Raw genomic sequence first — 25,928 nt, forward strand, 5'->3', positions numbered from 1 at the left:
CACGCTCTCGCCCTTCCCACGGAACCGCCCGGACGATGCACCCGCCCTCGCGGGACGAGTGCCGCGGCGCAAACGATCCCATGACCCGCCACGATTTCCCAACCGGCCCCGCTCTCCCGCCACCCGGGCACATCGCCCCTCCGTCCCGGTGAGGCCTGCCATGTCCAGCAGAACCGGATCACGCCCGGACGCCGGCGAGTCGCCGAATGCCGCCGAGGCCGGCGGATCGGAGGCGGGCGATGCGGAGGCGGAGTTCCTGACGGTCCTCGGCCAGCGCGTCCGCACCATGCGGGCGGTGCGGGCGATGTCGCGCAAGATGCTGTCGCAGACCTCCGGCCTGTCCGAGCGCTACATCGCCCAGCTCGAGGGAGGGCAGGGCAACGTCTCGATCATCCTGCTGCGCCGGGTGGCGCTCGCCATGGGGGTGCGGCTCGAGGATCTGATCGCAGCGGTGGAGAGCCCGCCGGACTGGCCGGTGATGCGCGACCTCCTGGAGAAGGCAAACGCCGACCAGATCGCCAAGGCCAAGCGCATCCTCTCGGGCGCGGCGGCCCCGGGCGACGCCCCGACGCAGCGCGTGGCGCTGATCGGCCTTCGCGGTGCCGGCAAGTCGACCCTCGGGCGGATCCTGGCCGAGCGGATGGGCTGGACCTTCGTCGAGCTCAACCGCGAGATCGAGCGCGAGAACGGCCTGTCGGTCGCGGAGATCTTCGCGATCTACGGCCAGGAGACCTATCGCCGCCTGGAGCAGGGGGCACTGCGCCGGCTCGCCGAGCGGCCGGGTCCGATGGTGCTGGCGACCGGCGGCGGCATCGTCGCCGAGCCCGTCACCTTCGACCTGCTGCTGTCCTCGTTCTTCACCGTCTGGCTCAAGGCGCGGCCGGAGGAGCACATCCACCGGGTGCGCGAGCAGGCGGCCAAGGGCCTCGTCCAGGCCCGGATGCCGGACAGCGACAACGCCCTGCGGGAGATCCGGGCCGTGTTGCTGAGCCGCGAGCCGCTCTATGCCCGCGCCCGCGCGGTGATCGACACCGCCGACCATACCGTGGCCGAGACCGCCGGCGAGCTGACCGGCCTGGTCGAGGGCTATCTCGGCGCGGCGCGGCGCGGGGCCTGAGGCCCGGGCGCCACAGGCGGGCCGGGCTTCGGCGAAAATCGCCGGCGCGGCGGAGGACCGCACGTATTCTGGCCGCAAATGAGTCGGCAGGCTCGTCGGCTCAGAAGGAACGCGTCGGGGTCGAGGAGCACGATGGAGAGTTCGAACCGGGCCGAGAGCTACGAGGCGGCGCAGGGCGGCGAGACCGGGCAGGTGGTGGAGGCGGCGCATTTCTCCGCCATCCGCAGCGTCCGCACCGAGGCCGAGGCGCTCCTGACCCTCGCCCGCGCCCTCGACCACGAGCTGAAGGCCGGGTTCGGCGCCGCCGTCGCGGCGATCCACGACATTCCCGGCCGGGTGATCGTGTCCGGCATCGGCAAGAGCGGCCATATCGGGCGCAAGATCGCCTCGACGCTGGCCTCCACCGGCACGCCGGCCTCGTTCATCCACCCGAGCGAGGCCAGCCACGGCGATCTCGGGATGATCACGTCCCAGGACATCGTCATCGCGCTGTCCTGGTCCGGCGAGACGGCGGAACTCGGCGACCTCATCAGCTTCTCTCGGCGCTTTGCCGTGACGCTGATCGGCATGACCGCGAACGCGGGCAGCACGCTCGGCCAGGCCGCCGACATCCTGCTGCCGCTGCCGCTGGTGAAGGAGGCCTGCCCGCACAATCTCGCGCCGACCTCGTCCAGCGTGATCCAGCTCGCGCTCGGCGACGCGCTCGCGGTTGCGCTCCTTGAGCGCCGCGGCTTCTCGGCCAGCGACTTCAAGGTCTTCCACCCGGGCGGCAAGCTCGCGGCCCGGCTCAAGACCGTCGCCCAGCTGATGCACGCCGGCGAGGAGATGCCGCTGGTGCCCCGGGGCCTTCGGGTCTCGGAGGCCCTGATCGCCGTGATGGGCAAGCGCTTCGGCTGCGCCGGCATCGTCGACGAGGCCGGCCGGCTCGTCGGCATGATCACCGACGGCGACGTGCGCCGTCACATGAGCCGGGGCGCCGGCCACAGCGATCTCCTCGCCCGCCGGGTCGAGGAGGTCATGACCCCTGCGCCGATCACCACCACCCCCGGCACCTTCGCCAGCGCCGCCCTGGAGCTGATGAACCGCAGCCAGATCACCGCGCTGTTCGCGGTGGAGCGCGGACGGCCGGTGGGCATCCTGCACATCCACGACATCCTGCGGGCGGGGGTGGTGTGAGGGCGGCATGCCCGGTCGATCTGTGATCGATCCTGATTCCGGAGTTTCGGAAGATTCCTTCCGGAGTCAGGACCGCAAGCCCGCGCGGCACCTGAGCGGAGCCGATTTTCGCAGTGCGCAGCAGTTAACCGGACATCGCACGATACCGTCAGCGTCCGGATAAACTGGACAGCGTCCTGACCCCTACCCAGCCCCAGTAGACCCGGTGATGGGCGATGAGCCCATCGGACACGTCGATCATCTCCATCAGGTCGATCTGATCGCCCTCGGGGGTCTGGCGCGGGTACTCCCACGCCAGCTGTCGCCCATCGGAGAAGAAGACGCTCGTGCGGTACCATCGGCCCAAACCGCTCTGCGGCGAGCGGAATCCCGCCTCGAAAAAGTCCCTGATCGCGGCTTTTCCCGTCAGGAGACCCGTGCCGCCCCCCGGCAAGGCCGCCCAGACCAGCGGGCTCTCGAACACGGCATCATCGGCGTAGAGCGCCATCAATCCGTCGATGTCGCGACGGACCACGGTCTCGTGCCACTGCTCATGGATGTGGCGGATGGCGGCGTCTGCGCTCATGCTGATGCTCTCCGGTTCCGACCGATGGCCGGTACCGGACGCTAGCCCCGGATGCGCCACGGATGCTTCGGCGCCCTCCGAAGCGTGCTGCCCCGGAGCGGGCCTGGCTCAATACGGGACCCCACCCCCCCGCTTCTCCCGCAACGCCTCGGCATACCACGCCAGCTCGTCGAGGAACCGGCCGGTCTGGCGCTCCAGCCACGGCTGGAGCGGCTGCCCGTCCTCGTCCAGCGCCTTGTGCACCTCGGGTATCGGCAGGAGCGACGGGATGCTCGGCGTACCGAGTTCGCCCAGCATCGCGCGCAGCTGCATCGCCGCCCTCACGCCGCCGTAGCGGCCGGCGGAGTAGCAGACGATGGCCGAGGGCCGCCAGAAATACTCCTCCAGGAAGTGGTCGAGGGTGTTGGACAGGGCCGGCGGGATGCTGTGGTTGTACTCCGCCGAGACCACCACGAAGCCGTCCGACCGGCGGTAGAGGGCGGCCAGCCGTTCCAGTACCTCGGGCGCCTCGCCCTTCGGGTATTCCTTGTACATTCGCGTCAGCAGTGGCAGGCCGAGATCGGCGGGATCGACCAGCGGCGCCTCGTGGCCGCGGGATTCGAGGGCGTGGACCAGGTAGCGGGCAGCGCGCAACCCGTTGCGCCCCTGGCGCACCGAACCGAGGATGACCGGGATCACGAGGGCCATGGCGGGACTCCGGGAGGATGTGACACCACCCGGAGCCTACAGCGTCTCGGCAGGATCTCACATCATCCCGAGCATCCGCGGCAGCCACAGCGAGATCGCCGGGACGTAGGTCACGACGACGAGGAAGATCAGCATGGTGAGCAACCACGGCCAGACCGCGATGGTCAGCTCCGTGATGCCCATGCGGGTGATGCCCGACGCCACGTAGAGGTTGAGGCCGACCGGTGGGTGGCACATGCCGACCTCCATGTTGACCACGATCAGGATGCCGAAATGCACCGGGTCGATGCCGAGCTTGGCGGCGATCGGGAACAGGATCGGCGCCATGATCAGCACGATGGAGGACGGCTCCATCACGTTGCCGGCGAGCAGCAGCAGCAGGTTGACGATCAGCAGGAACACCACCCAGTTCAGGCCGGCCCCGGTGATCCAGCTCGCCATCGCCTGCGGGATCTGCTCGCTCGTCATCAGGAACGAGAACAGGACTGCGTTGGTGATGATGTAGAGCAGCATCGCGCTCATGTTGGCCGAGTCGAGCAGCACCCGCGGCACGTCGCGCCAGGTGAGATCGCGGTAGACGAAGAGCGCGATCACGAAGGCGTAGACCGCACTCACCGCCGCCGCCTCGGTCGGCGTGAAAGCGCCGGTATAGATGCCGCCCAGCACCAGCATGATCAGGAGCAGGCCCCAGACCGACTTGCGGAACGCGACCCAGCGCTCGCGCCAGGTCGCCTTCAGCATGCGCGGGTAGCCGAACTTGCGCGCCCGGTACCAGGTGGTGAGACCGAGCAGGGCGGCCAGCATCAGGCCCGGGATCACGCCGGCGACGAACAGCGTCGAGATCGAGGCCGAGGAGACCCGCTGGCCGTCGGGCCCGGTCACCACCGCGCCGCTCGTCGCCACCGAGTACATCACCATGACGATCGAGGGCGGGATCAGGATGCCCAGCGCCCCCGAGGTGGTGATGACGCCGGCGCCGAAGCGCTTCGGGAACCCTTGCGCCACCATGGCGGGCAGGATGATCGAGCCGATCGCCACGACGGTGGCCGGGCTCGAGCCCGAGATGGCGGCGAAGAGCGCGCAGGCCATCACGCCCGCAAGGCCGAGGCCCCCGTGCCAGTGACCGACCATCGAGGTGGCGAAGTTGATCATCCGGCGGGCGACGCCGCCATGAGTCAGGAAATTGCCCGACAGGATGAAGAACGGGATCGCCATGATCTCGAAGTTCTCGATCCCGGTGAACAGCTTGAGCGCCACCGCCTCGATCGGCACGGTGGTCATGGTGAACAGGAAGGTGAGCACCGAGAGGCCGAGCGCGATCGAGATCGGCATGCCGGTGAGCATCAGGGCGATGAGCAGCCCGAAGATGATGGCGGCGTTCATCGGGCAGGGCCTCCGGTGCGGGCTTCGGCTGCGAGGTCTTCAGCGGCGTGCGGGCTCTCGACCACGCCCTCGACGTGGCCCGGATCGTGGTGGGGCAGTTCCCCGGTGCGCCAGAAGCTCCACGCCACCTGCAGGAAGCGGAAGCACATCAGGTACGAGCCCAAGGGGATCGCCAGGTAGACGATCCAGCTCGGGATCTCGAGGTCGGGCGTGGTCTGGTCGGTATCGACGAGGCCGTAGACGAAGCGCGCGCCCATCGTGCCGACGATGACCGTGAACAGGGCGCCGCAGAGCAGGCCGAACAGCACGATCCGGTTGCGCCAGGCAGGAGGCAGCTGGTTCACCGCCACGTCGACGCCGACATGGATGCCGGTGCGCACGCCGTAGGCGGCACCGAACTTCGCCATCCAGACGAACATGTAGATGCACAGCTCCTGGGCCCAGGAGAGGTGGATCGCGGCGGTGATCGGATAGAGGACGTCGATGCCCGACGCGTAGCGGTGCACGACGGCGACGAAGATCAGCAGCGTCGCGCCGGCCATCAGGCTCGCGATCAGGATCTCCTCGAGGCGGTCGAGGATGCGCAGGGGGTGCATGGGGTCTCCCGGGGGCGGAGCGAGGCGTTCGCGATCGAGGCGGGGCGGGGTCAAGGGGCGTCGCCGTGAGGCCAGGCGAAGCGGATGGTGCGGTCGCGCAGGCCGGCCAGCACCACCTCGACGCCGCCGGACTTCACCATCCATTCAAGGCGGTGGTCGCGATATTCCCGCCGGCGCCCGCCGGTGGTGTAGAGGTCGGCGGCCTCCGCCATCCGGGCCGCCGCGGCGTCGAACTCGCGGAAGGTCTCGGCGACCGAGGGGCGCTCGCGAAGCCGCGCGTGCCAGCGCGCGAGCGGGCTGCCCGCCGCAGGCCCGAGCCCGTAATGCACCGAGCGGTTGACCATCGGGGCCACCGCCGCGTCGGCCCAGCCGAGCCGATCGCCCCCGAACCACGTCGCGTCGCCGAGGCGGCCGGTCAGCCAGTCCTGCAACACCTTCGTCTGCGCCGCCGCCTGGGCGCGCAGGTGATCGGCCAGCGCCCCGGTGGCGCGGTGGAACCACAGGATCTCGCCGAAGCCCCAGTTCACCGCCTCGTACTGGGTGTCGCAGACCTCCTCGGTCATGCGGGCGACGGCGCGGGCGGCGGGATCGGGCGGCAGCAGCGGCGGATCCGGCCAGCGTTCCTCGACGTATTCGAGGATCACGGTGGATTCGAAGATGCTCACCCCACCGTCGACCAGCACCGGTACCTCGGTACGGGGATTGGCTTGCGCGAAGGCGCCGTCGCTCCGCCCGGTCCCGAAGGTCTCCGGCAGCTCGGCGGTGAAGCCCACCCCCTTCTCGCGCAGGGCGATCTTGACCTTCTGCGCATAGGACGAGAGCGGGTGCTCGTAGAGCAGCATGGCGTTGGTTCCCCCCGGACCGTCTCGTTCGTTGGCGACAGTGTCGCACGCGGCGGCGCGCCGGGTGAACCCGACGATGGTTGGTGCCGGCAGGAAAATGCGATGCTCGCCGAGAGCGGGGCTGGCCGCCGCTATGCTTGAAGACATATAACGCGGCGTCCGATCCACCGGCCGACACGAGCCAAGGGACCACCGCCATGCGCCGCACCCGCGCCCTCTGGACCGCCTGCCTGCTCCTCCTCGCAGCCCCGGCCTCGGCGGCGGAGCCCGCGACGGTGTTCGCGGCGGCGAGCCTGAAGAACGCCCTCGACGAGGCCGGCAAGGCCTTCACGGCCGAGAGCGGCATCCCGGTGCGGTCGAGCTACGCCGCGTCCTCGGCGCTGGCTCGCCAGATCGAGCAGGGCGCGCCCGCGGACCTCTTCGCCTCGGCCGATCTCGAATGGATGGACTATCTCGCCGCCCGCAAGCTGATCCGACCCGAGACCCGGTTGAACCTGCTCGCCAACCGCCTGGTCGTGGTGGCGCCGAGGAGCGCGCAGGTCTCCGAGGCGGCGTTCACGCCTGACTGGTTCGCCCGGGCCCTCGGCCCCGACGGACGGCTCGCCACCGGCGAGGTCAGTTCGGTGCCGATCGGGAAATACGCGAAGGCGGCGTTCGAGAAGCTGGGGCTGTGGGCGCAGCTGCAGCCGCGGCTCGCCCAGGCCGACAACGTGCGGGCGGCCCTGGCCCTGGTGTCCCGCGCCGAGGCGCCCCTGGGCGTCGTCTACGAGAGCGACGCGAGGTCGGATCCGGGCGTGAAGGTGGTGGGACTCTTTCCGGCCGATAGCCACCCGCCGGTGGTCTATCCCTTCGCGGTGACGGCTGAGGCGAAGGGCGAGGGCGGCGCGCGCTTCCTCGCCTATTTGCGGAGCAAGGCCGCGCGGCGCTTCTTCGAGGCGCAAGGCTTCACGATGATCGGGGAGGGGGCGTCGCAATAGGACGCCCCCTCACGCGAGCTGGAAGCCGAAGGCGAGGGGGTCGCGCTCGTCGACCAGGATGGTGTTGTGGCCGATCACCCGGGCCCAGCCGCCGATGCTCGGGCGGATGGCGGGGCGCCCGCCCACCTCCGCGGCGCTCTCGACCCGGCCGTGGAACAGCGTGCCGATGATGCTCTCGTGCACGAAGTCGTCGCCGACCCGCAGCAGCCCCTTGGCCACCCGTTGCGCCATGCGGGCGGAGGTGCCGGTGCCGCAGGGCGAGCGGTCGATGCCCTTAGTCCCGTAGAACACGGCGTTGCGGGCATGGGCCTCGGGGTGCTTCGGGCGGTCGGCCCACATCACGTGGCTGAGGCCGTGGATGCGCGGATCCTCCGGGTGGACCGGCGCCACCGCCCGCTGCACCGCCTCGCGCACCCGCGGGCTCCAGGTCAGGATGTCGGCGGAGGTCATGCCGTCGAGGCCAGCCCAGCCCGGTTGCGGCTCGACGATGGCGTAGAAGTTGCCGCCATAGGACACGTCGACCGTGAGGGCTCCCAAGCCCGGGACCTCGACCCGCACGTCGGCGGCGTGCAGGTAGCTCGGGATGTTGTAGAGCCGAACCTCGTCGACGAAGCGCCCGTTGCGGCGATACGCGACCTCGACCTTGCCGGCCGGGACCTCGAGGGCGAGGCGTCCCTCCTGGCGCGGCACCACGAAGCCCTGCTCCAGCGCCACCGTGACGGTGCCGATCGTGCCGTGGCCGCACATCGGCAGGCAGCCCGAGACCTCGATGAACAGGACGCCGAGCTCGCAATCCTCCCGCGACGGCGGATAGAGGATCGAGCCGGACATCGCGTCGTGGCCGCGCGGCTCGAACATCAGGGCCCGGCGTACCCAGTCGTGCTCGGCGACGAAGATCTGCCGCTTCTCGCCCATCGGGACGTTGGGCAGGACCGGTGCCCCGCCGGCGACCACCCGCACCGGGTTGCCGCAGGTATGGGCGTCGACGCAGAGGAAGGTGTGCGGGTGCATGGGCGGGCGAGGCCTCCGGGATGCGGGTCCGGGCACGGACGCCCCTTCGTCGCAGAAATCGCCGCGCCGTCATAGCGCCGTGCGCCCGCGGCCCGGCCACGGTCGAGGCCCGGCCTCTCATCCCGCCCGCCACCGGGCCTGATGACGCATGGGGAGACGCACGACGTAGGGCAACCCGGCGGCACTTGCGACGTTCTGGGTACGACAGCACGGCCTTACGGGCCCGCGCCGTCGCGGCCAGCGAAAGGAGGTTGCCGATGATGGACAATATCGTACAGGGGTTCACCCAGTTCCGCGAGCAGGTCTTTCCGAGCCAGCGTTCCGTCTATCAGCGCCTCGTCCATGACGGTCAGAAGCCGAAGGCCCTGGTGATCTCCTGCGCCGATTCCCGCGTCGTGCCTGAGCTGATCACCCAGGCAGGCCCGGGCGAGTTGTTCGTCACCCGCAACGTCGGCAACATCGTCCCCCCCTTCGCCACCATGATGGGCGGCGTGACCGCGGCGGTCGAGTACGCCGTGATGGCGCTCGGCGTGCGCGACATCGTGGTCTGCGGCCACTCGGATTGCGGCGCGATGAAGGGCCTGCTCACCCCGGGTCTCGCCGAGAAGATGCCGAGCGTGGCGGCGTGGCTGCGCCACGGCGAGGCCGCCCGCAAGATCGTCTGCGACGCCTATCCGGAGGACATCGACGACAAGCGCCGCCTTCACGCCCTGGCGATGGAGAACGTGCTGGCGCAGCTCAACCACCTGCGCACCCATCCCGCGGTGGCGAGCGCGCTGGCCTCGGGTCAGCTCACCCTGCACGGCTGGCTGTTCGAGATCGAGACCGGGCACCTGCTGGTCTATGACGGCGAGGTCGGGCGCTTCGTCGTCCTGGCCGAGGAGGACGAGTTGCCGGTGGCCGAGGCCGCCGTCTCGCCCCGGCTCGCCGCCGCCGGCGTGGCGGCGTCGGAGGTACGGGCGGCCGAGTAGCGCAGCGGTGGATTGACAGGCGGGGAGCGGCGGGTGAGGACCCCCGGCATGGCCGAGACCCGACCCGACCGCTCCCGCGACGCCGCCTTCGCGTGGATTGCCGCCATCGCCACCCTGGCGACGATCCTCGTTGCCAATGTCGCGCCGGCCCGCGGGCCGGCGCCTCATCCGGTCGCCACGTCGCCGGCCGAGGATCCCGGATGCCGTGAATGGACCGATTCCTGCCGGGTCTGCACCCGCGGCGCCGACGGCGTGCATTGCTCGACCCCGGGCTTCGCCTGCCAGCGCGAGGCCCTGCGCTGCACCGGGCGCTGAGGTCGGCAGTGCGGAGGCGGGATCGGCCGTGAAGCCGGCCGAGCGCCTCCTCCTCACGCGACCGCTGCCTCCTTCCCACCGCCATCCGCCAGGGCGTAGCGGTTCCGGCCCCGGCGCTTGGCTTGGTAGAGGGCTTGGTCGGCCTCGTCGAACAAGGCGGCTCGGGCGCAGGTGTCACCCTCGGGTTTCAACGCGACGCCGACGCTGATCGTCACCACGGCGATCCCGTCGGTGCGGCCCGGATGGGCGATCCTGATGCCCTCGACGGCGCGCACCAGGCCAGCAGCGAACCGCGCCGCCTCGAGCGCCCCGACATCGCGCAGGACGAACGTGAACTCCTCGCCGCCGAAACGGGCGGCCAGCACGTCGGGTGCGGTGCCAGGACCAGGCACGAACGTCGCGAAGAGGGCCGCCACGCGGGAGAGGCAGGCATCGCCCTCCGGGTGGCCGAGAGTGTCGTTGAACAGCTTGAAATGGTCGATGTCGATCATCAACAGGGCGACGGCGCGCTCGTCGGCGAACCACGCCTCGGTGGTTTGGTCGAGGAAGCGGCGATTGGGCAGCCCGGTGAGAGCGTCGGTATGCGACAGGCCCTGGTAGCGCCGGCGCGCCTCCGCCTCCGCCTCCGAGGCGAGCCGTGCCGACAGCGTCCGCAGGTACTCGCGGGTGCGCAGGGCCTCCATGCGGTAGTTGGCGTAGAGGCTGAACGCGCAGCCGGTGGCGAATTGCAGCGGCAGGGCGACGCGCAGGGCCGGATCGAGGCCGGCCTTGGTGCCCGCAGCGAGCACCGCGAGGGCGCACGCCATCACCGTATAGGCGAGGGCGGCGCGGAAGCGAAGTGCGAGCAGCATGTTGGCGTAGACCACCACCAGGATCGCCTCGCCGAACGTGTAGGTGCCGAGCGGGGCGTCGGTCAGCCAGAAAAGCAGGAGCGGCATCACCAGCGCCCCGACCATGCCGTGGAAGGCGATTCGCTCGCGGTTCACCGGAGCGACGCGCGGGATCAGCCAGGCCAAGACCAGCGAGACCGGCGTCACGACCCCCAGTCGGGCGATGACGCTCAGCTCGAAGATGTCCGGCAGAAGCGTGATGCTGGTAAAGTTGTAGATGTTGTAGAAGATAAGCCCGATCAGGACGATCTGGCGCAAACCGGCGGCGCGCTCGGCGCCATGCTCGGCCTCGTACCGCGCGTCGACGTCGTCGTCGAAGCGCAGCAGCCAGTCAAGGCGGCTGCCGACCCCGGACGCCGAGGCCGTCACGGCCGTGTCGGATCGAATAGGGTCGGCCCCGGCTGAGGCAGCAGGATCGCCGACGGTCAAGGCTGCTCCCCTGGTGCCGCATCGTCGCCAATGACCACCTTCCATTAGGTCAGAATCGCTACCTGCCGCTTAATTTTTCTCCACAAGCTCCTCTGGGGCCGGGAGCTGCCGCTCCATCGCGCGGCGTCACGAAGAAGGGTCGGGCGCCGCGTCCGCGGTGCGGCCGCATCGCTGCCATGCCCGTGCACGCCTTGCGAGCGGCAGCGCTCTCCGGCACTGCTCGACCGCAGCCGGCGCTTCCCGCGAGCCGGCCATCCGGGATGCCCATGGCGACCAGCGCACCCATGGCGAGCAGCGCACGCAGCGAGACCACCCGGGCCGAATCGGGCTGGGCCGGGCCCGGCTTCGTCGAGTTCGTGGCCCTGATGGCCCTGATGATGGGCCTGACCGCCGTCACCATCGACAGTTTCCTGCCGGCCTTCCCGGCGATCCAGCACGATTTCGCGGTCCAGGATCCCAACCGGCTGCAGCTCCTGGTCTACGTCTACATGCTGGGCTTCGGCACCGCCCAGCTCCTCTACGGCCCGGTCTCGGACGGGATCGGGCGGCGACCGGCCCTGATCGTCGGCATCGGCATCTACCTCGCCGGCAGCGTGCTCGCCATGCTGGCGCCGAGCTTCGAGGTGCTGCTGCTCGCCCGCGCCATTCAGGGCATCGGGGGTGCGGCGGGTCGCGTGCTCGCCGTGGCGATCGTGCGCGACCGCTACGAGGGGCGCGACATGGCCCGGGTGATGTCGTTCTGCATGATGGTCTTCCTCATCGTGCCGATCCTCGCCCCCTCGATGGGCGGCGCCGTGCTCGTCGTCGGCAGCTGGCGCCTGATCTTCGGCGTGATGCTGGCGCTGGCGCTCGTCACCCTGGCCTGGTTCGGCACCCGCCTGCCCGAGACCCTGCACCCGGCCTTCCGCCGCCCCGTCTCGGCCCGGGCGATCGGATCGGGCATCGCCGTCACGGTGCGCATGCGGGCCTCCTTCGGCTACGCCACGGCACTCGGCCTCACCACCGGCTGCATCATGGGCTATGTCGGCTCGGCCCAGGCCGTGTTCGACACCGGGCTCTACCATCTCGGCCCCCTGTTCCCGGTCGCCTTCGCGCTGATCGCCGGGGCGATGGGCGTCGCGACGCTGATCAACGCGCGCCTGGTGCGCCGGCTCGGCATGCGGCGGCTGGCGCACGCGGGCACGCTCGGGCTCTTCCTCGCCGCCTGCCTCCAGCTCGCGCTGATCCTGGCCTTCGCCGGCAAGCCGCCCCTGTGGCTTCTGATCGTCACCCTCGCGGCGTGCCAGTTCCTGATGAGCTTCGCGATGCCGAACTTCAACGCCCTGGCGATGGAGCCACTTGCGGCGATCGCCGGCACCGCCTCCTCGTTCATCGGCTTCTATACCACGCTGCTCGCGGCCTTCTGCGGCCTCCTCGTCGGCCAGTCCTTCGACGGCACCGTGACCCCGCTCGCGCTCGGCTACTGTGCCTTGAGTGGCCTTGCCCTCGCGATGGTGCTGTGGACCGAGCGCGGCCGGCTGTTCGGGAGCGGGGCCCGGTAGAACCGCCTTAACCGGTCCCACGCCACCGTCCCGGCATCGACGTGAGGTGTCTCGGGATGGCTGCGCGCAACGACGGAATCCTGCTCGCCGGGCGGCTGCTCCTGGCCTCTTCCCTGCTGCCGGCGGCGATCGCGCGCGCGCTCAACCCCTCGGGCTTCGCCCTGACGCTCGCGGCCACCGGGATGCCCTATCCGAACGCCGTCGCGACCGCCTCGGTGCTGATCGGGCTGTTCGGGCCGCTGCTCCTCGCGCTCGGCCTCGTGCCGCGCCTCGTCGGGCTCGGGCTTGGATTCCACGCGGTGGTGGCGGGGCTGCTGCTGCACCGGTTCTGGGAATTCTCCGGCGCCGTCGCCCGGGTCGAGCAGGAGCTGTTCCTCGCCCAGCTCGGCCTCGCGGCCGGCTTCGTGCTCTACGCCGTCACCGGCCCCGGCAACTGGAGCTGGCAGGGATGGTGGCACGGAAGCGAGCGCGGCACGCCTCCGGCCGTCAAGGTTCCCAGCGCCAAGATCCCCGACAAGGATCCCGCCGCGAAGCCACCCCGCAAGCGCGCCGCCGCGCCCCGCGGACCGCGGCCCGCCAAGGCGGCGGCCTGAGGCGCGCGACGGCCGGCCGCGTCATGCGGCTGCCGGACCATCAGGCCAACTTCCGCCGCTCGCCAGCGAGGCGCGGGGTGACGTAGCGGCTGGAGATGTCGCAGGCGACCCCGATCAGCCGCCTGCGGCCGTCGGATGTCGTCACCAGGCTGCCGCGGGCTGAGAGCCAGCGCACCCGCCCCTCGTGGTCGACGATGCGGTACTGTGCATCGTAGGCTCCCTCGCCGCGCAGGGCCGGTTCGAGGCTGGCGAGGACGGCCGGAAGATCCTCCGGCACGATCATCGCCAGGAACTCGTCGAGCGGGCCGTTCGTCACGCCCATCAGGTTCTGGCCGAACTCCGAGCAGGTGACCTCCCGGGTCGCCGGATCGACGTCCCAGGTCATCACCTCGGCTGCCGCGACGGCGAGGCGCAGGCGCTCCTCGCTGGTCCGCAGGGCCTCCGCGGCGCGGACCTGCTCGTCGATATCGGCCATGGTGCCGACCCATTCGCGGACCGAGCCCTCGGTGCTCTCGAGCGGCACGGCGCGGCCGAGCATCCAGCGATACTGACCGTTGCGATGGCGCACGCGGTAGGTCGCGTCGAGGGGGGTGCCGCTCTGGCAGCAGGCCCGCCACTGCGCCTCGACCGCAGCGCGTTCGTCCGGATGAAGGGCGCACAACCAGCCGAAGCCCTGAAGCTCGGAGTCGCAGAGGCCTGTCCGCGCACTCAGGCCGAAGGTCTGGATCAGGCTGCCGTCCGGGCCGGAGCGCCACTCGACGGCCGCGCTCGCCTCCACCAGGGCGCGGTAGCGCTGCTCGCTCTCCTGCACGCTTCCCGTCGCCGGCGCCTGCGAACTGGACGGCGCGGGTGATCCCGCCGCGGGCGCGATCTGCCTGAAGCTCGGCTCGTAGCGGCCGAGCGGCAGATCGATGCGCACGTCGAGCCGGCAGGCGGGGTCGGCGTAGATCTGCTGCAGCACCTGCCGCAGGCGCCGGGCCTCGACCCGCACGATGGCGTCCGTCGCCGGATCGAAGCTGGTCGAGCGGCCGAGGGCGTCGGTCGCGATGGTGTAGGATTTCAGCAGGCTGCCGCGTCCGGCCAGGCTCTCTCGCACCACGTAGGCGAGGAAGGCCGAGAGCTGCGGCGACTTCTTCAACGGCGGCAGGTTCAAAAGAGCGTCCAGGGCAGCGTGGATGTTCTCGGTACCGATCGCTTCCCGATCCATCGCTCGTTCCCGTCGCGTTCCAGCCCGCGGCGGACCCGGTCGTGCCGACGACGCGGCCGTATTCCGTCTCGCCGCGCTCGAGCTTTCGACCGGTGACGCGAGCCCCCTCGCCGTCTCCACCATCGCGCCTCAAGCTGATAAGGCAGCCGCGCCCAGTGTCAAGATATGAACTCTTTTGATAGAATGACCCTAGGTCAGTATCGGTCAATCGACCCGCTGCTCCGGATCCCACGATGACAGAGGATGGGATCGAGACGGTCTGACCTGGGGCGACGAAGGCGTGGGGCGGGGGGACGGGCGCGGCAGCAACATTGGGTTTATATTTCCATGCGATCGCCGCTTGCGATTCTTTTGCTGAACCGTAACGCGACGCCCGCGTTCCGACTCAGTCGGCCAGCAGCCGCGCCCCGACGACCGCCGCCGCGGCGCGGTTCTGCACCCCGAGGCTGCGCAGGAGCGCCGCCATGTGAACCTTGACGGTGCCCTCGCCGAGCTGGAGCCGCCGGGCGATTTCCTTGTTCGAGCGCCCCTCGACCAGGAGTGCCAGCACATCGCGCTGGCGGGGCGTCAGGTCGGGGATGCGGGGCTGGCGCCCGTCCTGGCGTCCCTCGGGTCTCCAGTCCTGCCGCCCGTCCTGCCGCCCGTCGAAGACGGGAATGCGCGCCTCGAGCGCCGGCCGCGGGGCCGCGCCGTCGAGCACCGCCAGAGAGGCCGGCACGAAGATCTGGCCTTCGAGGATCATGCCCACGGCACGGGTCAGCTCGGCCGAGCCGATCCCCTTCGGCACGTAGCCGTGGACGCCGACTTCGAGGGCGGTGAGGATCTTGTTGCGCTCGGTCGAGGCCGAGACCACCGCCACCTTCACGGCCGGGAAGCACTCGCGCACCGCGCTCAGGCTCCCGGGCCCCTCCATGCCGGGCATCGCCAGGTCGAACAGTGCCAGGGTCACGGCGCCCCGGCGGGTCGAGAGCTGGTCGAGGGCGGCGTCGAGGGAGCCGGTCTCGACGACCTCCGCGAAGCCGAAGCTGCGGGTGAGAATCGCCACCACGGCGAGGCGGAAGAAATCGTCGTCATCCGCGATCAAGGCGACTGGCGGAGTCGGTTGGGTCATACCGTGGCGTCTCTGGAAACAGTCCGTGCGGCAATCATCCTAGTGCAAGTCGGGGGCGCGTGGGTACCCTCCCGGCACGGAATAACTGGCAATATCAACGACCTATCGCACGGTTAGCCGTCGCCGTAAGAGTTGCGCCGAGACCATGCCGGCTTCCCGTGCGCGAGGGCGCGGGCAACGGCGTGCGGCGCGTCACCGCACCGACGTTCGGAAATTCTATCCTGAGGAATGCCCGCGTTGAAGCAGGGATCGAGGCCGGGACGCCGATCGGGCCGAGACGGGGCAGGAGGAAGAGCGCGATGCGACGGGCGGCCTCGGTGAGTGGGAGGGGAGGATGCCTCGCGACCGTCCGGCGGCTCTGCGCGAGGTCCGTCCTCGCCCTCGCCCTTCTCGGCGTCGCGCCCGCCGCCGGGGCGGAACGCACCCGGCTCGTCGCCTACACGGCCCTCGAGCCCGAGCAGCTCGACCCGATGCGCCGGGCGATCGAGGCGGCCGTGCCGGAGGTCGAGATCGCCTGGCGGCGGGATTCGACCGGCATCATCACCGACCGCATGCTCGCCGAGCGGGACGCGCCGCAGGCCGACCTCCTTCTCGGGATCGCGGCCACGAGCCTGCTGCAATTCGAGGCCGCGAACCTCCTCGATCCCTATCGTCCCGCCGGCGTCGAGGCGCTGCGGCCGTTCTTCCGCGACCCGACCCCGCCCTACAGCTGGACCGGCATGGACGCGTATCTGGGGGTGATCTGCTTCAACGTCGAGGTCGCGGGCCGGCACCGGATCACCCGCCCGAGCTTCTGGCGCGACCTCACCGGACCGGCCCTGAAAGGACGGATCGTCATGCCGAACCCGGCGGCTTCCGGCACCGGCTACCTTCTCGTCGCGGGCTGGCTGCAGACCTTCGGGGAGGATGCCGGCTGGGCCTACATGGACGCCCTGCACGAGAACGTCGCCGCCTACCTGCCGAGCGGCTCGGCCCCGTGCCAGGAGACCGCCGCGGGCCGCGCCGCCGCGGGCCTCTCCCTCGACATGCGGGCCGCCGCCGAGAAGGCGGTGGGCGCCCCCATCGACATCGTGGTGCCGGTCGACGGCACGGGCTGGGAGGCCGAAGGCTTCGCGGTCGTGGCGGGACGGCCGCACCTCGCCCTCGCCCGGCGGGTGGCGGACTGGGCGGCGAGCCGGGAGGCCAACGCGCTCTATGCCCGCAGCTTCGCCATCGTGGCCTATCCGGGCGTCTCCAGCCCGGGTCCGCTCTACCCGCCCCATGCCGAGGCGCGGATGATCCGCAACGATCTCGAGTGGATGGCCCGCAACCGGCCCCGCATCCTGGCCGAGTGGAACCGCCGCTACGGCGCCAAGGTCCGGGAGCGGTGATTCCGCGAGCGCCGATCTCCGGCGCCCGGTCACCTTTATTTTTCCATCCTGCGGTAGCAGACCACCTCTGATAGCGGATCTCCCCCTGCGGGGCCGCGGGTAGGGAAGCGGATGTTTCACGCGGGCAAGGACGGCTGGCTCTTCCTCACCGGGGGCACCAACGAGGTCGCGGACCAGTACCGGCGGATTCGCCCGATGGACCGGGTGCTGCGCCAGTGGCGCCGACAGATCCTCCGGCGCATCCGCCGCTGCCAGGGCCTCGGCACCCGCTACCTGCACCTGGTGGTGCCCGAGAAGCTCAGCATCTACGAGGACCGCTTCGACGGCTTGACGCTCGACCCGCGTCACGGGCCGGCGCGCCGCCTCGGCACCCTGATGCGCTGGTCCTGGCCGGGGCGCCGAGCCTGGATCGACCTTCTCGGACCGATGCGGGCCCGGCGGGACGAGCGCGACCTGCACTACCGCACCGACACGCACTGGAACATCCACGGCTGCCTGCTCGCCTACCGGCTGGTCTGCCGGGCCTGCGGCGCCACCCCGCGCACCGACTTCCTGGCGCGGCCGTTCCAGGAATTCGACGCCGTGCTCGACATCGGCAACAAGCTCGATGCACCGCCCCTCGAGACCGTGCGCAATTACCAGCTCTTCCGCGACGCTGAGCGGGTCGCCGGCGGCAGGCTGATCGATGCCTACGCGGCCGCCGGCCGCCTCGGCGAGCTGCATAGCGGCGCCCACGCGGTCTACCGCAACCGCTCGGCCGACGCCGACCCCCGGACCCTGGTGCTGTTCGGCGATTCCTGCGCCAATTTCTCCCCGAACGGCCTGACCGCGATGCTGGCCGAGACCTTTCGCGAGGTCCACTTCATCTGGTCGTCGAACCTCGACTGGGGCTATATCGAACGGATCCTCCCCGACATCGTGCTCTGCGAGCAGGTCGAGCGCTTCCTGCCGCGCGTGCCGGAGGACGACTTCGATCTCGCGGCCGCCGAGGCGGAGCGGCTGGCGGCCCTGGAGGTGGCAGCGTAGCGGCGCGGAGAATCGGGCCGATCCGCCGACCTCGTCTGTACGCCCGGGCGTGGTGGCACCAAGATGACCTGATCGCACGTCCGCCATCAGTCACCCGGCGCCGTCGCACGTCTCCTGATCGTGAAGTCGGCACCGCGCGACCGTGACCCTCGCCCCCGATCCGCCGGCTTGACGAAAAACTTGCATATGCCACTAATTGCCCGGCGCCGGACGGGCCGGCCGCGCTGACCCATAGAGGAGTGCCGCCCGATGGACGCGCGCACCCACCGCCTGCTCCACGCCCCGATCGGGCCGACGCTTCTGCGCCTCGCCGCGCCGAACGTCGTCGTGATGCTGGTCCAGGCCCTGGTCGGGCTGATCGAGACCGCCTTCGTCGCCGGGCTGGGGACCGACGCGCTCGCCGGCATGGCGCTGGTCTTCCCCGTGCTGATGCTGGTGCAGATGATCTCCGCCGGCGCCATGGGGGGCGGCATCCTGTCGGCGGTGGCACGGAGCCTCGGGGCCGGGCGGCGGGCGGAGGCGGACCGGCTGCCCTGGTACGCCGCCGCCATCGCCCTCGTCCTCGGCCTTCTCACCACGGCACTCGACCTCGCCTTCGGGCCGGCGCTTTACCGGGCGATGGGCGGGGAGGGCGCCTCGCTCGCCGCGGCCACGACCTATGGCGGCGTGGTCTTCTGCGGCGCGGTGCTGATCTGGCTGTTCAACGCCCTGGCGGCGGTGATCCGCGGCACCGGCAACATGGCGCTGCCGGCGATCGTCATCAGCGTCGGCGCCGCCGTTCTGGTGCCACTCTCGCCGGCGCTCATCTACGGGTTCGGGCCGATTCCCGGTCTCGGCATCGTCGGCGGCGGGGTCGCGGTGCTGGCCTACTACGCCGCCGGCACTGTGGTGTTCGTCCATCATCTCTGGGCCGGGCTCGGCCTGTTGCGTCCCAGCCCCCGGCCGCCGCGCCTCGCCTGGGCGCCGCTGCGCGACATCCTGCGGATCGGCGCCGTCTCATCGATCGTCAGCGCCACCACCAACGTGACGATCGCCGCCGCCACCGCCTTTGCGGGGGCCACCGGCCCCGCCGCGGTCGCGGGCTACGGCACCGGCGCGCGGCTCGAATATCTGCTGGTGCCGCTCGTCTTCGGCCTCGGCGCGCCGATCGGCGCGATGGTCGGCACCTGCATCGGTGCCGGCGACCGGGCCCGCGCACTCAAGGTGGCCTGGACCGGGGCGGCGATCGCCGGGGCGCTGACGGAGGCGATCGGGCTCGCCGCGGCCCTGTGGCCGCTGCCGTTCCTGACCCTGTTCGGCCACGATCCGCAGATGCTCGCCATTGGCAGCCGCTACCTCCACCTCGTCGGGCCGTTCTACGGGTTCGCGGGCGTCGGGCTCGCGCTCTACTTCACTTCGCAGGGAGCGGGCCGGGTCGGCTGGCCGCTGGTGGCGGGGCTCGCCCGCATGGCGGTATCGATCGGAGGCGGTCTCCTGGCGCTCAAGCTCGGTCTTGGGCTCGACGGGGTCTTCCTGGCGCTCGGCGTCGGCCTCGCCGCGCTCGGACTCATCAATGCCGGCGCGGTCGCCGCCGGGGTGTGGTTTCGCGGGGAGCGGGCGGCGGCGCCCGTCCTCGTCGCGGCGGGAGGGGAATAGGCGATGACGCGGGAACTCTATCTCGACGATCTGGCGCCGGGCCAGGTCTACGGCTCGGGCGAGACGACGGTGACCGAGGCCGATATCGTCGGCTTCGCCGAGAGCTTCGATCCGCAGCCCTTCCACCTCGACGCGGAGAAGGCCGGGGCGACGTTCTTCGGCGGCCTCGCGGCGAGCGGCTGGCACACCGCGGCGCTCACCATGCGGCTCCTCGTCGAGAGCGACATGCGGCTCGCCGGCGGCATCATCGGCGCCGGCATGGACGAGCTGCGCTGGCCCAAGCCCCTGCGGCCCGGCGACACGATCCGGCTCACGAGCGAGGTGATCGAGGTGCGCCCCTCCCGCTCGCGGCCGAGCCAGGGTCTCGCCAAGGTGCGCACCACGACGCTGAACCAGCACGGCGAGGCGGTGCAGGTGCTCACCGCCAACCTCCTGGTGGTGCGGCGGCCGGAGGGGTGAGGCCTGGCTATCCCGTCACCCGCAGCCGCGCCGGGTTACCGACCGCGACCCCGCCCGCCGGCACGTCGCGGGTCACCACGCTGCCCGAACCGATGATCGCGTCGTCGCCGATCGTCACGCCCGGCAGGATCATCGCCCCGCCGCCGATCCAGACATTCGCCCCGATGGCGATCGGCCGGCCGAATTCGAGCATCTGACGGCGCTGGGCCGGATCGCGCGGGTGGTCGGCGGTGAGGATCTGCACGCCCGGCCCGATCTGCGTCATGTCGCCGATCGTCACCGGCACCACGTCGAGGATGCAGCAGTTGAAGTTGAGGAAGACGCCCCGGCCGAGGCTGATGTTGTAGCCGTAGTCGCAATAGAAGGGCGGGCGGATATTGCAGCCCTCGCCGACCCGGGCAAAGGCCTCCGCCATCAGCGCCTCCCGCTCCGGCTGGCTCAGGGTGTTGCTGGCGTTGTAGCGGTCCATCCACGCCGAGATACGCCGGTTGTCGGCCGCGAGCTCCGGATCGTCGGCGATGTAGAGTTCGCCGGCGAGCATCTTCTGCTTCTGGCCCGTCATGTTTCCTCTCTATCAGTTGGCACTCAGCCGCGATGCGTACATATGTACATATCGCAGCCGAAAGCCAGCCCGCCCGCGAGACCCGCTTGCCCCGAGTTCCGCTTGCCCAGAGTTCCGCTTGCCCACTATCACCCGCCGCCACGATCCCGACCGCCGCGCCCGCATCCTCCGGGCGACCCTCGACGTCGTCGCCGAGCACGGCGTCGCCGGCACGACTCATCGGCGGATCGCCGCCGTGGCCGACGTGCCGCTCGGTTCGATGACCTACCATTTCGCGAGCCTGGACGACCTCCTGACCGAGGCGTTCACGCTGCTCGCCGACACGGTGGCGGCCCGCTTCACGGAACGGCTCGCCGCCGCCGGGACTCGCGCCGAGGCCTGCGAGGCGGTGGTCGACCTCGTCGTCGACGACAGCTGGGCGACGCCCCGCAACCTGCTGCTCAGCTACGAGCTCTACGCCTACGCGGCCCGGGTGCCCGCCTTGCGCGGCGTGATGCAGGGTTGGATGGGCAAGAGCCGGGCAGCCCTGGAGCAGCACTTCGCGCCCGGGACCGCCCGGGCGCTCGACGCGATGATCGAGGGCCTGTCGATCCATCGCTCGGTCGACCTAGAGCCCGCCGGCCGCGCCGAGGTGCGGGCGATCGTCGCCCGCCTGACGGGCGACGCGCTCGCGCTTCCTTGAAAAGCTCGGCCCGGCCCCGCATATCCGCCCGCGACGATTTGTTCCCATCGGAGAACCGACACGTGAGCGAGACTGTGGAGCGGCATTCGTTCGGCGCCGAGGTCGGGCGCCTCCTGGACCTCGTGGTCCACGCCCTCTACTCCGAGCGCGAGATCTTCCTGCGCGAGCTCGTCGCCAACGCCGCCGACGCGGTCGACCGGCGCCGGTTCGGGGCGCTGACCGACGCCGCCCTGGCGCTGCCGGCGGACGCCAAGGTGCGCATCAACCCCGACAAGGCGGCCCGGACCCTGACCATCTCGGATCCCGGGATCGGCATGGGCAAGGACGAGCTGGCGCAGAACCTCGGCACCATCGCGCGCTCGGGCACCCGGGCCTTCAGCCAGTCGCTGGCGGATGCCAAGCCCGAGGAGCGCCCGAGCCTGATCGGCCAGTTCGGCGTCGGCTTCTACTCCGCCTTCATGGTCGCAGACCGGGTCGAGGTCACCTCGCGCAAGGCCGGCTCGGACGAGGCCTGGACCTGGGCCTCGGAGGGGCAGGGCGAGTACACGCTGGCCCCGGCCACCCGGGCTGAGCCCGGCACCGACATCGTCCTGCACATGAAGGCCGATGCCGAGGAATATCTCGAGCCGCTGCGTCTCGAGACCATCGTGCGCAAATGGGCCGATCACATCACCGTACCGGTGACCCTGGTGCGCGACGGCGAGGAGGTCCCCGGCACCAAGGGCACGGCGCTCTGGCGGAAAGCCAAATCCGAGGTGAGCGAGGAGGAATATACCGAGTTCTACCGCCAGGTCGCGCACGCCTTCGACAAGCCCTGGGCGACGCTGCACTGGCGGGCGGAAGGGCAGCTCGAATTCACCGCGCTCCTGTTCGTGCCGGGCATGAAGCCCTTCCTCGCCGTCGAGGAGGAGCGCGAGAGCAAGGTGCGCCTGCACGTGCGCCGGATGTTCATCACCGACGAGGCGGGGCTGCTGCCGTCCTGGCTGCGCTTCGTCCAGGGCGTGGTCGATACCGAGGATCTGCCGCTCAACGTCTCGCGCGAGATGCTGCAGGCGACGCCCGTTCTCGCCCGCATCCGCCGCGCGGTGACCGGCAAGGTGCTCTCGGAGCTGAAGACCCGCGCGAAGGACGCGGAGTCCTACGCCACCTTCTGGCAGGCCTTCGGGCCGGTGCTGAAGGAGGGGCTGTGGGAGGATGCCGAGCACCGCCAGGACATCGCGAACCTCCTGCGCTTCCGCTCCTCGACCACCGAGGGCTGGACCTCGCTCGCCGACTACGTCTCGCGCATGAAGCCGAACCAGGAGGCGATCTACATCCTCACCGGCGACGACACCGAGGCGCTGAAGCGCTCGGCGCAGATCGAGGGCTTCTCCGCCCGCGGCCTCGAGGTGCTGCTGCTCTCCGACCACGTCGACGCGTTCTGGCCCGAGCGTCTCGACACGTTCGAGGGCAAGCCGATCCGCAGCATCACGCAGGGCGGCGACGACCTCTCGGCCTTCGAGCCCGAGGTGGCGGAGGCCGACGCGCCGGCCGACCTCGCCGACCTGCTGCCGAAGCTGAAGGAGGCGCTCAAGGATGACGTCTCCGACGTCAAGGCGAGCCAGCGCCTGGTCGACAGCGCGGTGCTGCTCTCGGCCTCCGCCTTCGGGCCCGACCTGCAGATGCAGCGCCTCCTGCGCCGCGCCGGCCGCGGCATGGGCGGCGGCCAGCCGGTCCTGGAGCTGAACCCGCGCCACCCGCTGATCCGCCGCATCGCCGAGCGCGCGGCGGCCGGCGAGGATGTCGGGGAGGCGGCCCAGACGCTCGTCGATCTCGCCCACGTCCAGGGCGGCGACCCGCCCCGCGACCCGGTCGCTTTCGCCCGCCGGGTGGCGGCGGCCCTGGCGCAGGGGTGACGAGAGGCGGGCCAGGCATGGGGGAGGAGGCGACGAGCCTCCTCCCCTTTTTTGTCTGACTTGCGCTCGACCCTCGGCGCATCCCGGTCTGCGCTGGTGCTCCGAACCCGCCGACTCTCCCGGCTCGTCCCCCGCTGGTCTTGCCATGCGCAGCCGAATCGGACGCCCGAGCCACGACGCTCCTCCGCGTTCACCCCGTTCCTGACCCAATCGCCCTGGCCTATTGGGGCATTCCGGCTGCCGGGCGAAGCGGCTATCGTTCGCTTGCAAGTTCTGCCTGGAGACAAATCCCGCCAGGATGTTCGCGTCTCGAAGACCGGACACTTCCCAGATGGCAGAATAGGCGCCCGCACCAGCATTGTCCCCGAATAACCCTGCCGCCCGCGGGACGAGGGGAGCCCCCACCTTCTGGTACGTTGTATTCCGCAGAGGAAGACCTGACAATCGCCAAGGAGGAACCCTGATGAGCTTCACCCTCGTCCAGCAAGCCACGCCCCGCCTGCACCGGTCAGAGCTGGCGGTGCCGGGCTCCAACCCGACCTTCATGGAGAAATCGGCGAAATCCGCCGCCGACGTGATCTTCCTCGATCTGGAGGACGCCGTCGCGCCCGACGACAAGGAGCAGGCGCGCAAGAACATCGTCCAGGCCCTCAACGACATCGATTGGGGGACGAAGACGATGATGATCCGGATCAACGGCCTCGACACCCACTACATGTACCGCGACGTGATCGACATCGTGGAGGCCTGCCCGCGCCTCGACATGATCCTGATCCCGAAGGTCGGCGTGCCGCAGGACGTCTACGCCATCGACGTGCTGGTGACGCAGATCGAGCAAGCCAAACGGCGCGAGAAGAGGATCGGCTTCGAAGTGCTGATCGAGACGGCGCTCGGGATGGCCAATGTCGAGGCGATCGCCCAATCGTCGAAGCGCCTGGAGGCGATGTCGTTCGGCGTCGCCGACTACGCCGCCTCGCTGCGCGCCCGCTCGACCGTGATCGGCGGCGTGAACCCGGATTATGCGGTGCTGACCGACAAGGACGAGGCGGGCGGGCGCCAGACCCACTGGCAGGATCCCTGGCTGTTCGCGCAGAACCGGATGCTGGTCGCCTGCCGCGCCTACGGCCTGCGGCCGATCGACGGACCGTTCGGCGACTTCTCCGATCCGGACGGCTACCGCTCCGCGGCCCGGCGCTGCGCGGCGCTCGGCTTCGAGGGCAAGTGGGCGATCCACCCCTCGCAGATCGATCTCGCCAACGAGGTCTTCACCCCGAGCGAGGCCGAGGTGACCAAGGCGCGGCGCATCCTGGCGGCGATGGAGGAGGCGGCCAAGGCCGGCCGCGGCGCCGTCTCCCTCGACGGGCGGCTGATCGACATCGCGTCGATCCGCATGGCCGAGGCGCTGATCGGCAAGGCCGACGCCATGGCACGCGCCTGACGCCGCAGGGACGGTGCCTGCCACACATCGCGCCGTTCCCCACCCGCTTGCCTCCCGCCTGCCGCGGCAGGGCAGGCCTGCCTGCCGCGCAGAAAAGACGCACTGGTCTCGCATACTGTAGAAACAGTCGAGTGCCATACGCTCGAAGGATGCCAGCCCCCCTCGGCCGCCCTGGAGGTTGCTTGAGCTTGTCTTGGGCTGGCTCCCGACTTGTGGAAGCGCGCGACCGATGAGATCAGAACAGGGCGCTGGACCGAAGATGCGCCGGCGCGGCGGATGGCTCCTGACCCTGATGATCCTGGCCGGGGCCGGCGGCGCGTATGCCTGGCAGGGCCGCGAGCACGCGGCGGCGACGAAGCCCGCCGCCCGGGCCCCCGCCCCCGTGCCGGTGACCCTGGCCCCGGTCGAGCAGGGGCCACTCGCGGTGGTGCTCGGCGGCCTCGGCACGGTGCAGGCCTACAACACCGTGCAGGTGCGCAGCCGGGTCGATGGCGAGATCCTGAAGATCGGCTTCCGCGAGGGCCAAGTGGTGAGGAAGGGCGACCTCCTCGCCCAGGTCGACCCGCGCCCCTATCAGGCCGCCCTCGACCAGGCCAAGGCGAAGAAGGCCCAGGACGAGGCCAACGTGAAGAACGCCAGGGCCGACCTGGAGCGCTACACCAAGCTCGGCGACTACGCCTCGCGCCAGCAGACCGACACGCAGGCCGCCACGGTGAACCAGCTCACCGCCCAGATCGCCGCCGACCAGGCGGCGATCGACAACGCCACGACGCAGCTCTCCTACGCCACGATCCAGGCGCCGATCGACGGCGTCACCGGCTTCCGGCTGATCGACGTCGGCAACATCGTCAACGCGGCGCAACAGACGGCGATCGTCACCATCACCCAGGTCGAGCCGATCTTCGTGGTCTACACCGCGCCCGAGGAGCAGCTGCGCGAGGTGACGAGGGCGCTCGCCGCCGGGCCCGTGCCGGTCGAGGCCTGGAGCACCGACGCGATGACCCGGCTGTCCGAGGGGCGCCTCGACCTGGTCAACAACCAGGTCGACACCGCCACCGGCACGATCCGCCTCAAGGCCTCCTTCGCCAACAAGGACCACGCCCTGTGGCCAGGCCTGTCGGTCTCGACCCGGATGCGCACCGGCACGATTCCCGACGCCGTCACGGTGCCGGACGACGCGGTGCAGCACGGACCGAAGGGGCTCTACGCCTTCGTGGTCGACGACCAGAAACGAGCTCATATGCAGCCGATCACGGTCGGCCGCTCCACCGACGGCCGCACCCAGGTCACGAAGGGCCTGACGCCCGGCCAGACCGTGATCTGGCGCGGCCAGTCGCGGGTGCAGGAAGGCGCGCTGGTCGCCGAGGCGAAACCCGCGGGCCAGGAAGCGCGGCCCCAGGAGGCGCGCCAGGCGGACAACGCCGCCCTGGCTTCGAGCGAGGCGCGCTGA

The 25,928-nt window shown here is 70.6% G+C and carries 25 protein-coding genes; 15 read left to right on the plus strand and 10 right to left on the minus strand.

The annotated features are described in order from the left end of the window. Window positions 1-160 precede the first annotated feature (160 nt). Both MFF64_RS15315 and MFF64_RS15320 read left to right on the plus strand, forming a co-directional pair. Window positions 161-1,117, plus strand: coding sequence for a helix-turn-helix transcriptional regulator (locus tag MFF64_RS15315; RefSeq protein ID WP_099908359.1), 957 nt, complete (start codon window positions 161-163; stop codon window positions 1,115-1,117). Window positions 1,118-1,249: 132 nt separating this feature from the next. Then, window positions 1,250-2,293 carry a KpsF/GutQ family sugar-phosphate isomerase gene (locus MFF64_RS15320; protein ID WP_099908358.1) on the plus strand — a complete coding sequence of 348 codons (1,044 nt, stop codon included), beginning with the start codon at window positions 1,250-1,252 and terminating at the stop codon, window positions 2,291-2,293. A 148-nt stretch (window positions 2,294-2,441) separates the two neighbouring features. Here the strand turns inward: MFF64_RS15320 and MFF64_RS15325 are convergent, their stop codons facing one another. The 5 genes from MFF64_RS15325 to MFF64_RS15345 all read right to left on the minus strand — a co-directional run bounded on the left by MFF64_RS15325 (window position 2,442) and on the right by MFF64_RS15345 (window position 6,366). Then, window positions 2,442-2,858: a nuclear transport factor 2 family protein gene (locus MFF64_RS15325; protein ID WP_099908356.1), complete on the minus strand. Its 417-nt coding sequence runs from the start codon at window positions 2,856-2,858 to the stop codon at window positions 2,442-2,444. Window positions 2,859-2,966: 108 nt separating this feature from the next. Further along, a complete protein-coding gene (locus tag MFF64_RS15330) occupies window positions 2,967-3,545 on the minus strand; it encodes an NADPH-dependent FMN reductase (RefSeq protein ID WP_099908354.1) in 579 nt (192 codons plus the stop codon). 57 nt (window positions 3,546-3,602) lie between these two features. Continuing rightward, a complete protein-coding gene (locus tag MFF64_RS15335; RefSeq protein ID WP_099908352.1) occupies window positions 3,603-4,928 on the minus strand; it encodes a TRAP transporter large permease in 1,326 nt (441 codons plus the stop codon). Beyond that, window positions 4,925-5,524 carry a TRAP transporter small permease gene (locus MFF64_RS15340; RefSeq protein WP_099908350.1) on the minus strand — a complete coding sequence of 200 codons (600 nt, stop codon included), beginning with the start codon at window positions 5,522-5,524 and terminating at the stop codon, window positions 4,925-4,927. Before MFF64_RS15340 ends, MFF64_RS15335 begins: the two co-directional genes overlap by 4 nt. A gap of 50 nt (window positions 5,525-5,574) precedes the next feature. Beyond that, the gene (locus MFF64_RS15345; RefSeq protein ID WP_099908349.1) at window positions 5,575-6,366 is read right to left on the minus strand and encodes a glutathione S-transferase family protein; all 792 of its coding nucleotides are present in this window, start codon (window positions 6,364-6,366) and stop codon (window positions 5,575-5,577) included. A 197-nt stretch (window positions 6,367-6,563) separates the two neighbouring features. On the opposite strand from MFF64_RS15345, the gene modA reads away from it, so the two are divergent. Further along, window positions 6,564-7,343 carry a molybdate ABC transporter substrate-binding protein gene (gene modA, locus MFF64_RS15350; protein WP_238191411.1) on the plus strand — a complete coding sequence of 260 codons (780 nt, stop codon included), beginning with the start codon at window positions 6,564-6,566 and terminating at the stop codon, window positions 7,341-7,343. A 9-nt stretch (window positions 7,344-7,352) separates the two neighbouring features. Here the strand turns inward: modA and MFF64_RS15355 are convergent, their stop codons facing one another. Then, window positions 7,353-8,354 (minus strand): 4-hydroxyproline epimerase, encoded by a 1,002-nt coding sequence (locus tag MFF64_RS15355; RefSeq protein WP_099904422.1) that lies wholly within the window; start codon window positions 8,352-8,354, stop codon window positions 7,353-7,355. 260 nt (window positions 8,355-8,614) lie between these two features. On the opposite strand from MFF64_RS15355, the gene MFF64_RS15360 reads away from it, so the two are divergent. Continuing rightward, window positions 8,615-9,325 carry a carbonic anhydrase gene (locus MFF64_RS15360; RefSeq protein ID WP_099904428.1) on the plus strand — a complete coding sequence of 237 codons (711 nt, stop codon included), beginning with the start codon at window positions 8,615-8,617 and terminating at the stop codon, window positions 9,323-9,325. A gap of 48 nt (window positions 9,326-9,373) precedes the next feature. Further along, window positions 9,374-9,640 (plus strand): hypothetical protein, encoded by a 267-nt coding sequence (locus MFF64_RS15365; RefSeq protein ID WP_099904424.1) that lies wholly within the window; start codon window positions 9,374-9,376, stop codon window positions 9,638-9,640. A gap of 53 nt (window positions 9,641-9,693) precedes the next feature. On the opposite strand, the gene MFF64_RS15370 is transcribed toward MFF64_RS15365, so the two are convergent. Continuing rightward, window positions 9,694-10,899 (minus strand): GGDEF domain-containing protein, encoded by a 1,206-nt coding sequence (locus tag MFF64_RS15370; RefSeq protein ID WP_099904426.1) that lies wholly within the window; start codon window positions 10,897-10,899, stop codon window positions 9,694-9,696. A 344-nt stretch (window positions 10,900-11,243) separates the two neighbouring features. Here MFF64_RS15370 and MFF64_RS15375 point away from each other — a divergent pair, with 344 nt between their 5' ends. Together MFF64_RS15375 and MFF64_RS15380 are read left to right on the plus strand one after the other, a co-directional pair. Then, complete coding sequence (locus tag MFF64_RS15375) at window positions 11,244-12,500, plus strand: multidrug effflux MFS transporter (protein WP_238191414.1); 1,257 nt, start codon at window positions 11,244-11,246, stop codon at window positions 12,498-12,500. A 56-nt stretch (window positions 12,501-12,556) separates the two neighbouring features. Beyond that, window positions 12,557-13,093, plus strand: coding sequence for a DoxX family protein (locus tag MFF64_RS15380; RefSeq protein WP_238191416.1), 537 nt, complete (start codon window positions 12,557-12,559; stop codon window positions 13,091-13,093). A 40-nt stretch (window positions 13,094-13,133) separates the two neighbouring features. On the opposite strand, the gene MFF64_RS15385 is transcribed toward MFF64_RS15380, so the two are convergent. Beyond that, window positions 13,134-14,300: a PAS domain-containing protein gene (locus MFF64_RS15385; protein WP_238191418.1), complete on the minus strand. Its 1,167-nt coding sequence runs from the start codon at window positions 14,298-14,300 to the stop codon at window positions 13,134-13,136. Between the two features lie 385 nt (window positions 14,301-14,685). Continuing rightward, a complete protein-coding gene (locus MFF64_RS15390) occupies window positions 14,686-15,411 on the minus strand; it encodes a response regulator (protein WP_099906462.1) in 726 nt (241 codons plus the stop codon). Between the two features lie 299 nt (window positions 15,412-15,710). On the opposite strand from MFF64_RS15390, the gene MFF64_RS15395 reads away from it, so the two are divergent. The 4 genes from MFF64_RS15395 to MFF64_RS15410 all read left to right on the plus strand — a co-directional run bounded on the left by MFF64_RS15395 (window position 15,711) and on the right by MFF64_RS15410 (window position 19,901). Further along, window positions 15,711-16,781, plus strand: a complete 1,071-nt coding sequence (locus MFF64_RS15395; RefSeq protein ID WP_099906460.1) for an extracellular solute-binding protein — start codon at window positions 15,711-15,713, stop codon at window positions 16,779-16,781. 111 nt (window positions 16,782-16,892) lie between these two features. Next, entirely contained in the window at window positions 16,893-17,807 is a 915-nt protein-coding gene (locus MFF64_RS15400; protein WP_099906458.1) for an alginate O-acetyltransferase AlgX-related protein, read from the plus strand. A gap of 249 nt (window positions 17,808-18,056) precedes the next feature. Continuing rightward, window positions 18,057-19,442, plus strand: coding sequence for an MATE family efflux transporter (locus tag MFF64_RS15405; RefSeq protein WP_099906456.1), 1,386 nt, complete (start codon window positions 18,057-18,059; stop codon window positions 19,440-19,442). Window positions 19,443-19,445: 3 nt separating this feature from the next. After that, window positions 19,446-19,901: a MaoC family dehydratase gene (locus MFF64_RS15410; RefSeq protein WP_099906454.1), complete on the plus strand. Its 456-nt coding sequence runs from the start codon at window positions 19,446-19,448 to the stop codon at window positions 19,899-19,901. Between the two features lie 7 nt (window positions 19,902-19,908). Here MFF64_RS15410 and MFF64_RS15415 read toward each other — a convergent pair whose 3' ends face one another. Beyond that, complete coding sequence (locus tag MFF64_RS15415) at window positions 19,909-20,463, minus strand: sugar O-acetyltransferase (RefSeq protein WP_099906452.1); 555 nt, start codon at window positions 20,461-20,463, stop codon at window positions 19,909-19,911. Window positions 20,464-20,581: 118 nt separating this feature from the next. Between MFF64_RS15415 and MFF64_RS15420 the strand changes: the two genes are divergently transcribed. The 4 genes from MFF64_RS15420 to MFF64_RS15435 all read left to right on the plus strand — a co-directional run bounded on the left by MFF64_RS15420 (window position 20,582) and on the right by MFF64_RS15435 (window position 25,928). Further along, entirely contained in the window at window positions 20,582-21,145 is a 564-nt protein-coding gene (locus MFF64_RS15420) for a TetR/AcrR family transcriptional regulator (RefSeq protein ID WP_099906450.1), read from the plus strand. A 62-nt stretch (window positions 21,146-21,207) separates the two neighbouring features. After that, a complete protein-coding gene (gene htpG, locus MFF64_RS15425; RefSeq protein WP_238191419.1) occupies window positions 21,208-23,040 on the plus strand; it encodes a molecular chaperone HtpG in 1,833 nt (610 codons plus the stop codon). Window positions 23,041-23,503: 463 nt separating this feature from the next. Continuing rightward, window positions 23,504-24,478, plus strand: coding sequence for an HpcH/HpaI aldolase/citrate lyase family protein (locus MFF64_RS15430; protein ID WP_099908530.1), 975 nt, complete (start codon window positions 23,504-23,506; stop codon window positions 24,476-24,478). Window positions 24,479-24,707: 229 nt separating this feature from the next. After that, the gene (locus tag MFF64_RS15435) at window positions 24,708-25,928 is read left to right on the plus strand and encodes an efflux RND transporter periplasmic adaptor subunit (RefSeq protein WP_099908532.1); all 1,221 of its coding nucleotides are present in this window, start codon (window positions 24,708-24,710) and stop codon (window positions 25,926-25,928) included.

This window comes from Methylobacterium frigidaeris (assembly GCF_022179185.1).
Classification (GTDB): Bacteria; Pseudomonadota; Alphaproteobacteria; order Rhizobiales; family Beijerinckiaceae; genus Methylobacterium; species Methylobacterium frigidaeris.

What these genes read in the sequence shown, in the direction of transcription:
- MFF64_RS15315 (WP_099908359.1), top strand. Translation starts at nt 161, where the DNA reads ATGTCCAGCAGAACCGGATCACGCCCGGACGCCGGCGAGTCGCCGAAT.
- MFF64_RS15320 (WP_099908358.1), top strand. Translation starts at nt 1,250, where the DNA reads ATGGAGAGTTCGAACCGGGCCGAGAGCTACGAGGCGGCGCAGGGCGGC.
- MFF64_RS15325 (WP_099908356.1), bottom strand. Translation starts at nt 2,858, where the DNA reads ATGAGCGCAGACGCCGCCATCCGCCACATCCATGAGCAGTGGCACGAG.
- MFF64_RS15330 (WP_099908354.1), bottom strand. Translation starts at nt 3,545, where the DNA reads ATGGCCCTCGTGATCCCGGTCATCCTCGGTTCGGTGCGCCAGGGGCGC.
- MFF64_RS15335 (WP_099908352.1), bottom strand. Translation starts at nt 4,928, where the DNA reads ATGAACGCCGCCATCATCTTCGGGCTGCTCATCGCCCTGATGCTCACC.
- MFF64_RS15340 (WP_099908350.1), bottom strand. Translation starts at nt 5,524, where the DNA reads ATGCACCCCCTGCGCATCCTCGACCGCCTCGAGGAGATCCTGATCGCG.
- MFF64_RS15345 (WP_099908349.1), bottom strand. Translation starts at nt 6,366, where the DNA reads ATGCTGCTCTACGAGCACCCGCTCTCGTCCTATGCGCAGAAGGTCAAG.
- modA (WP_238191411.1), top strand. Translation starts at nt 6,564, where the DNA reads ATGCGCCGCACCCGCGCCCTCTGGACCGCCTGCCTGCTCCTCCTCGCA.
- MFF64_RS15355 (WP_099904422.1), bottom strand. Translation starts at nt 8,354, where the DNA reads ATGCACCCGCACACCTTCCTCTGCGTCGACGCCCATACCTGCGGCAAC.
- MFF64_RS15360 (WP_099904428.1), top strand. Translation starts at nt 8,615, where the DNA reads ATGGACAATATCGTACAGGGGTTCACCCAGTTCCGCGAGCAGGTCTTT.
- MFF64_RS15365 (WP_099904424.1), top strand. Translation starts at nt 9,374, where the DNA reads ATGGCCGAGACCCGACCCGACCGCTCCCGCGACGCCGCCTTCGCGTGG.
- MFF64_RS15375 (WP_238191414.1), top strand. Translation starts at nt 11,244, where the DNA reads ATGGCGAGCAGCGCACGCAGCGAGACCACCCGGGCCGAATCGGGCTGG.
- MFF64_RS15380 (WP_238191416.1), top strand. Translation starts at nt 12,557, where the DNA reads ATGGCTGCGCGCAACGACGGAATCCTGCTCGCCGGGCGGCTGCTCCTG.
- MFF64_RS15385 (WP_238191418.1), bottom strand. Translation starts at nt 14,300, where the DNA reads ATGGATCGGGAAGCGATCGGTACCGAGAACATCCACGCTGCCCTGGAC.
- MFF64_RS15390 (WP_099906462.1), bottom strand. Translation starts at nt 15,411, where the DNA reads ATGACCCAACCGACTCCGCCAGTCGCCTTGATCGCGGATGACGACGAT.
- MFF64_RS15395 (WP_099906460.1), top strand. Translation starts at nt 15,711, where the DNA reads ATGCGACGGGCGGCCTCGGTGAGTGGGAGGGGAGGATGCCTCGCGACC.
- MFF64_RS15400 (WP_099906458.1), top strand. Translation starts at nt 16,893, where the DNA reads ATGTTTCACGCGGGCAAGGACGGCTGGCTCTTCCTCACCGGGGGCACC.
- MFF64_RS15405 (WP_099906456.1), top strand. Translation starts at nt 18,057, where the DNA reads ATGGACGCGCGCACCCACCGCCTGCTCCACGCCCCGATCGGGCCGACG.
- MFF64_RS15410 (WP_099906454.1), top strand. Translation starts at nt 19,446, where the DNA reads ATGACGCGGGAACTCTATCTCGACGATCTGGCGCCGGGCCAGGTCTAC.
- MFF64_RS15415 (WP_099906452.1), bottom strand. Translation starts at nt 20,463, where the DNA reads ATGACGGGCCAGAAGCAGAAGATGCTCGCCGGCGAACTCTACATCGCC.
- MFF64_RS15430 (WP_099908530.1), top strand. Translation starts at nt 23,504, where the DNA reads ATGAGCTTCACCCTCGTCCAGCAAGCCACGCCCCGCCTGCACCGGTCA.
- MFF64_RS15435 (WP_099908532.1), top strand. Translation starts at nt 24,708, where the DNA reads ATGAGATCAGAACAGGGCGCTGGACCGAAGATGCGCCGGCGCGGCGGA.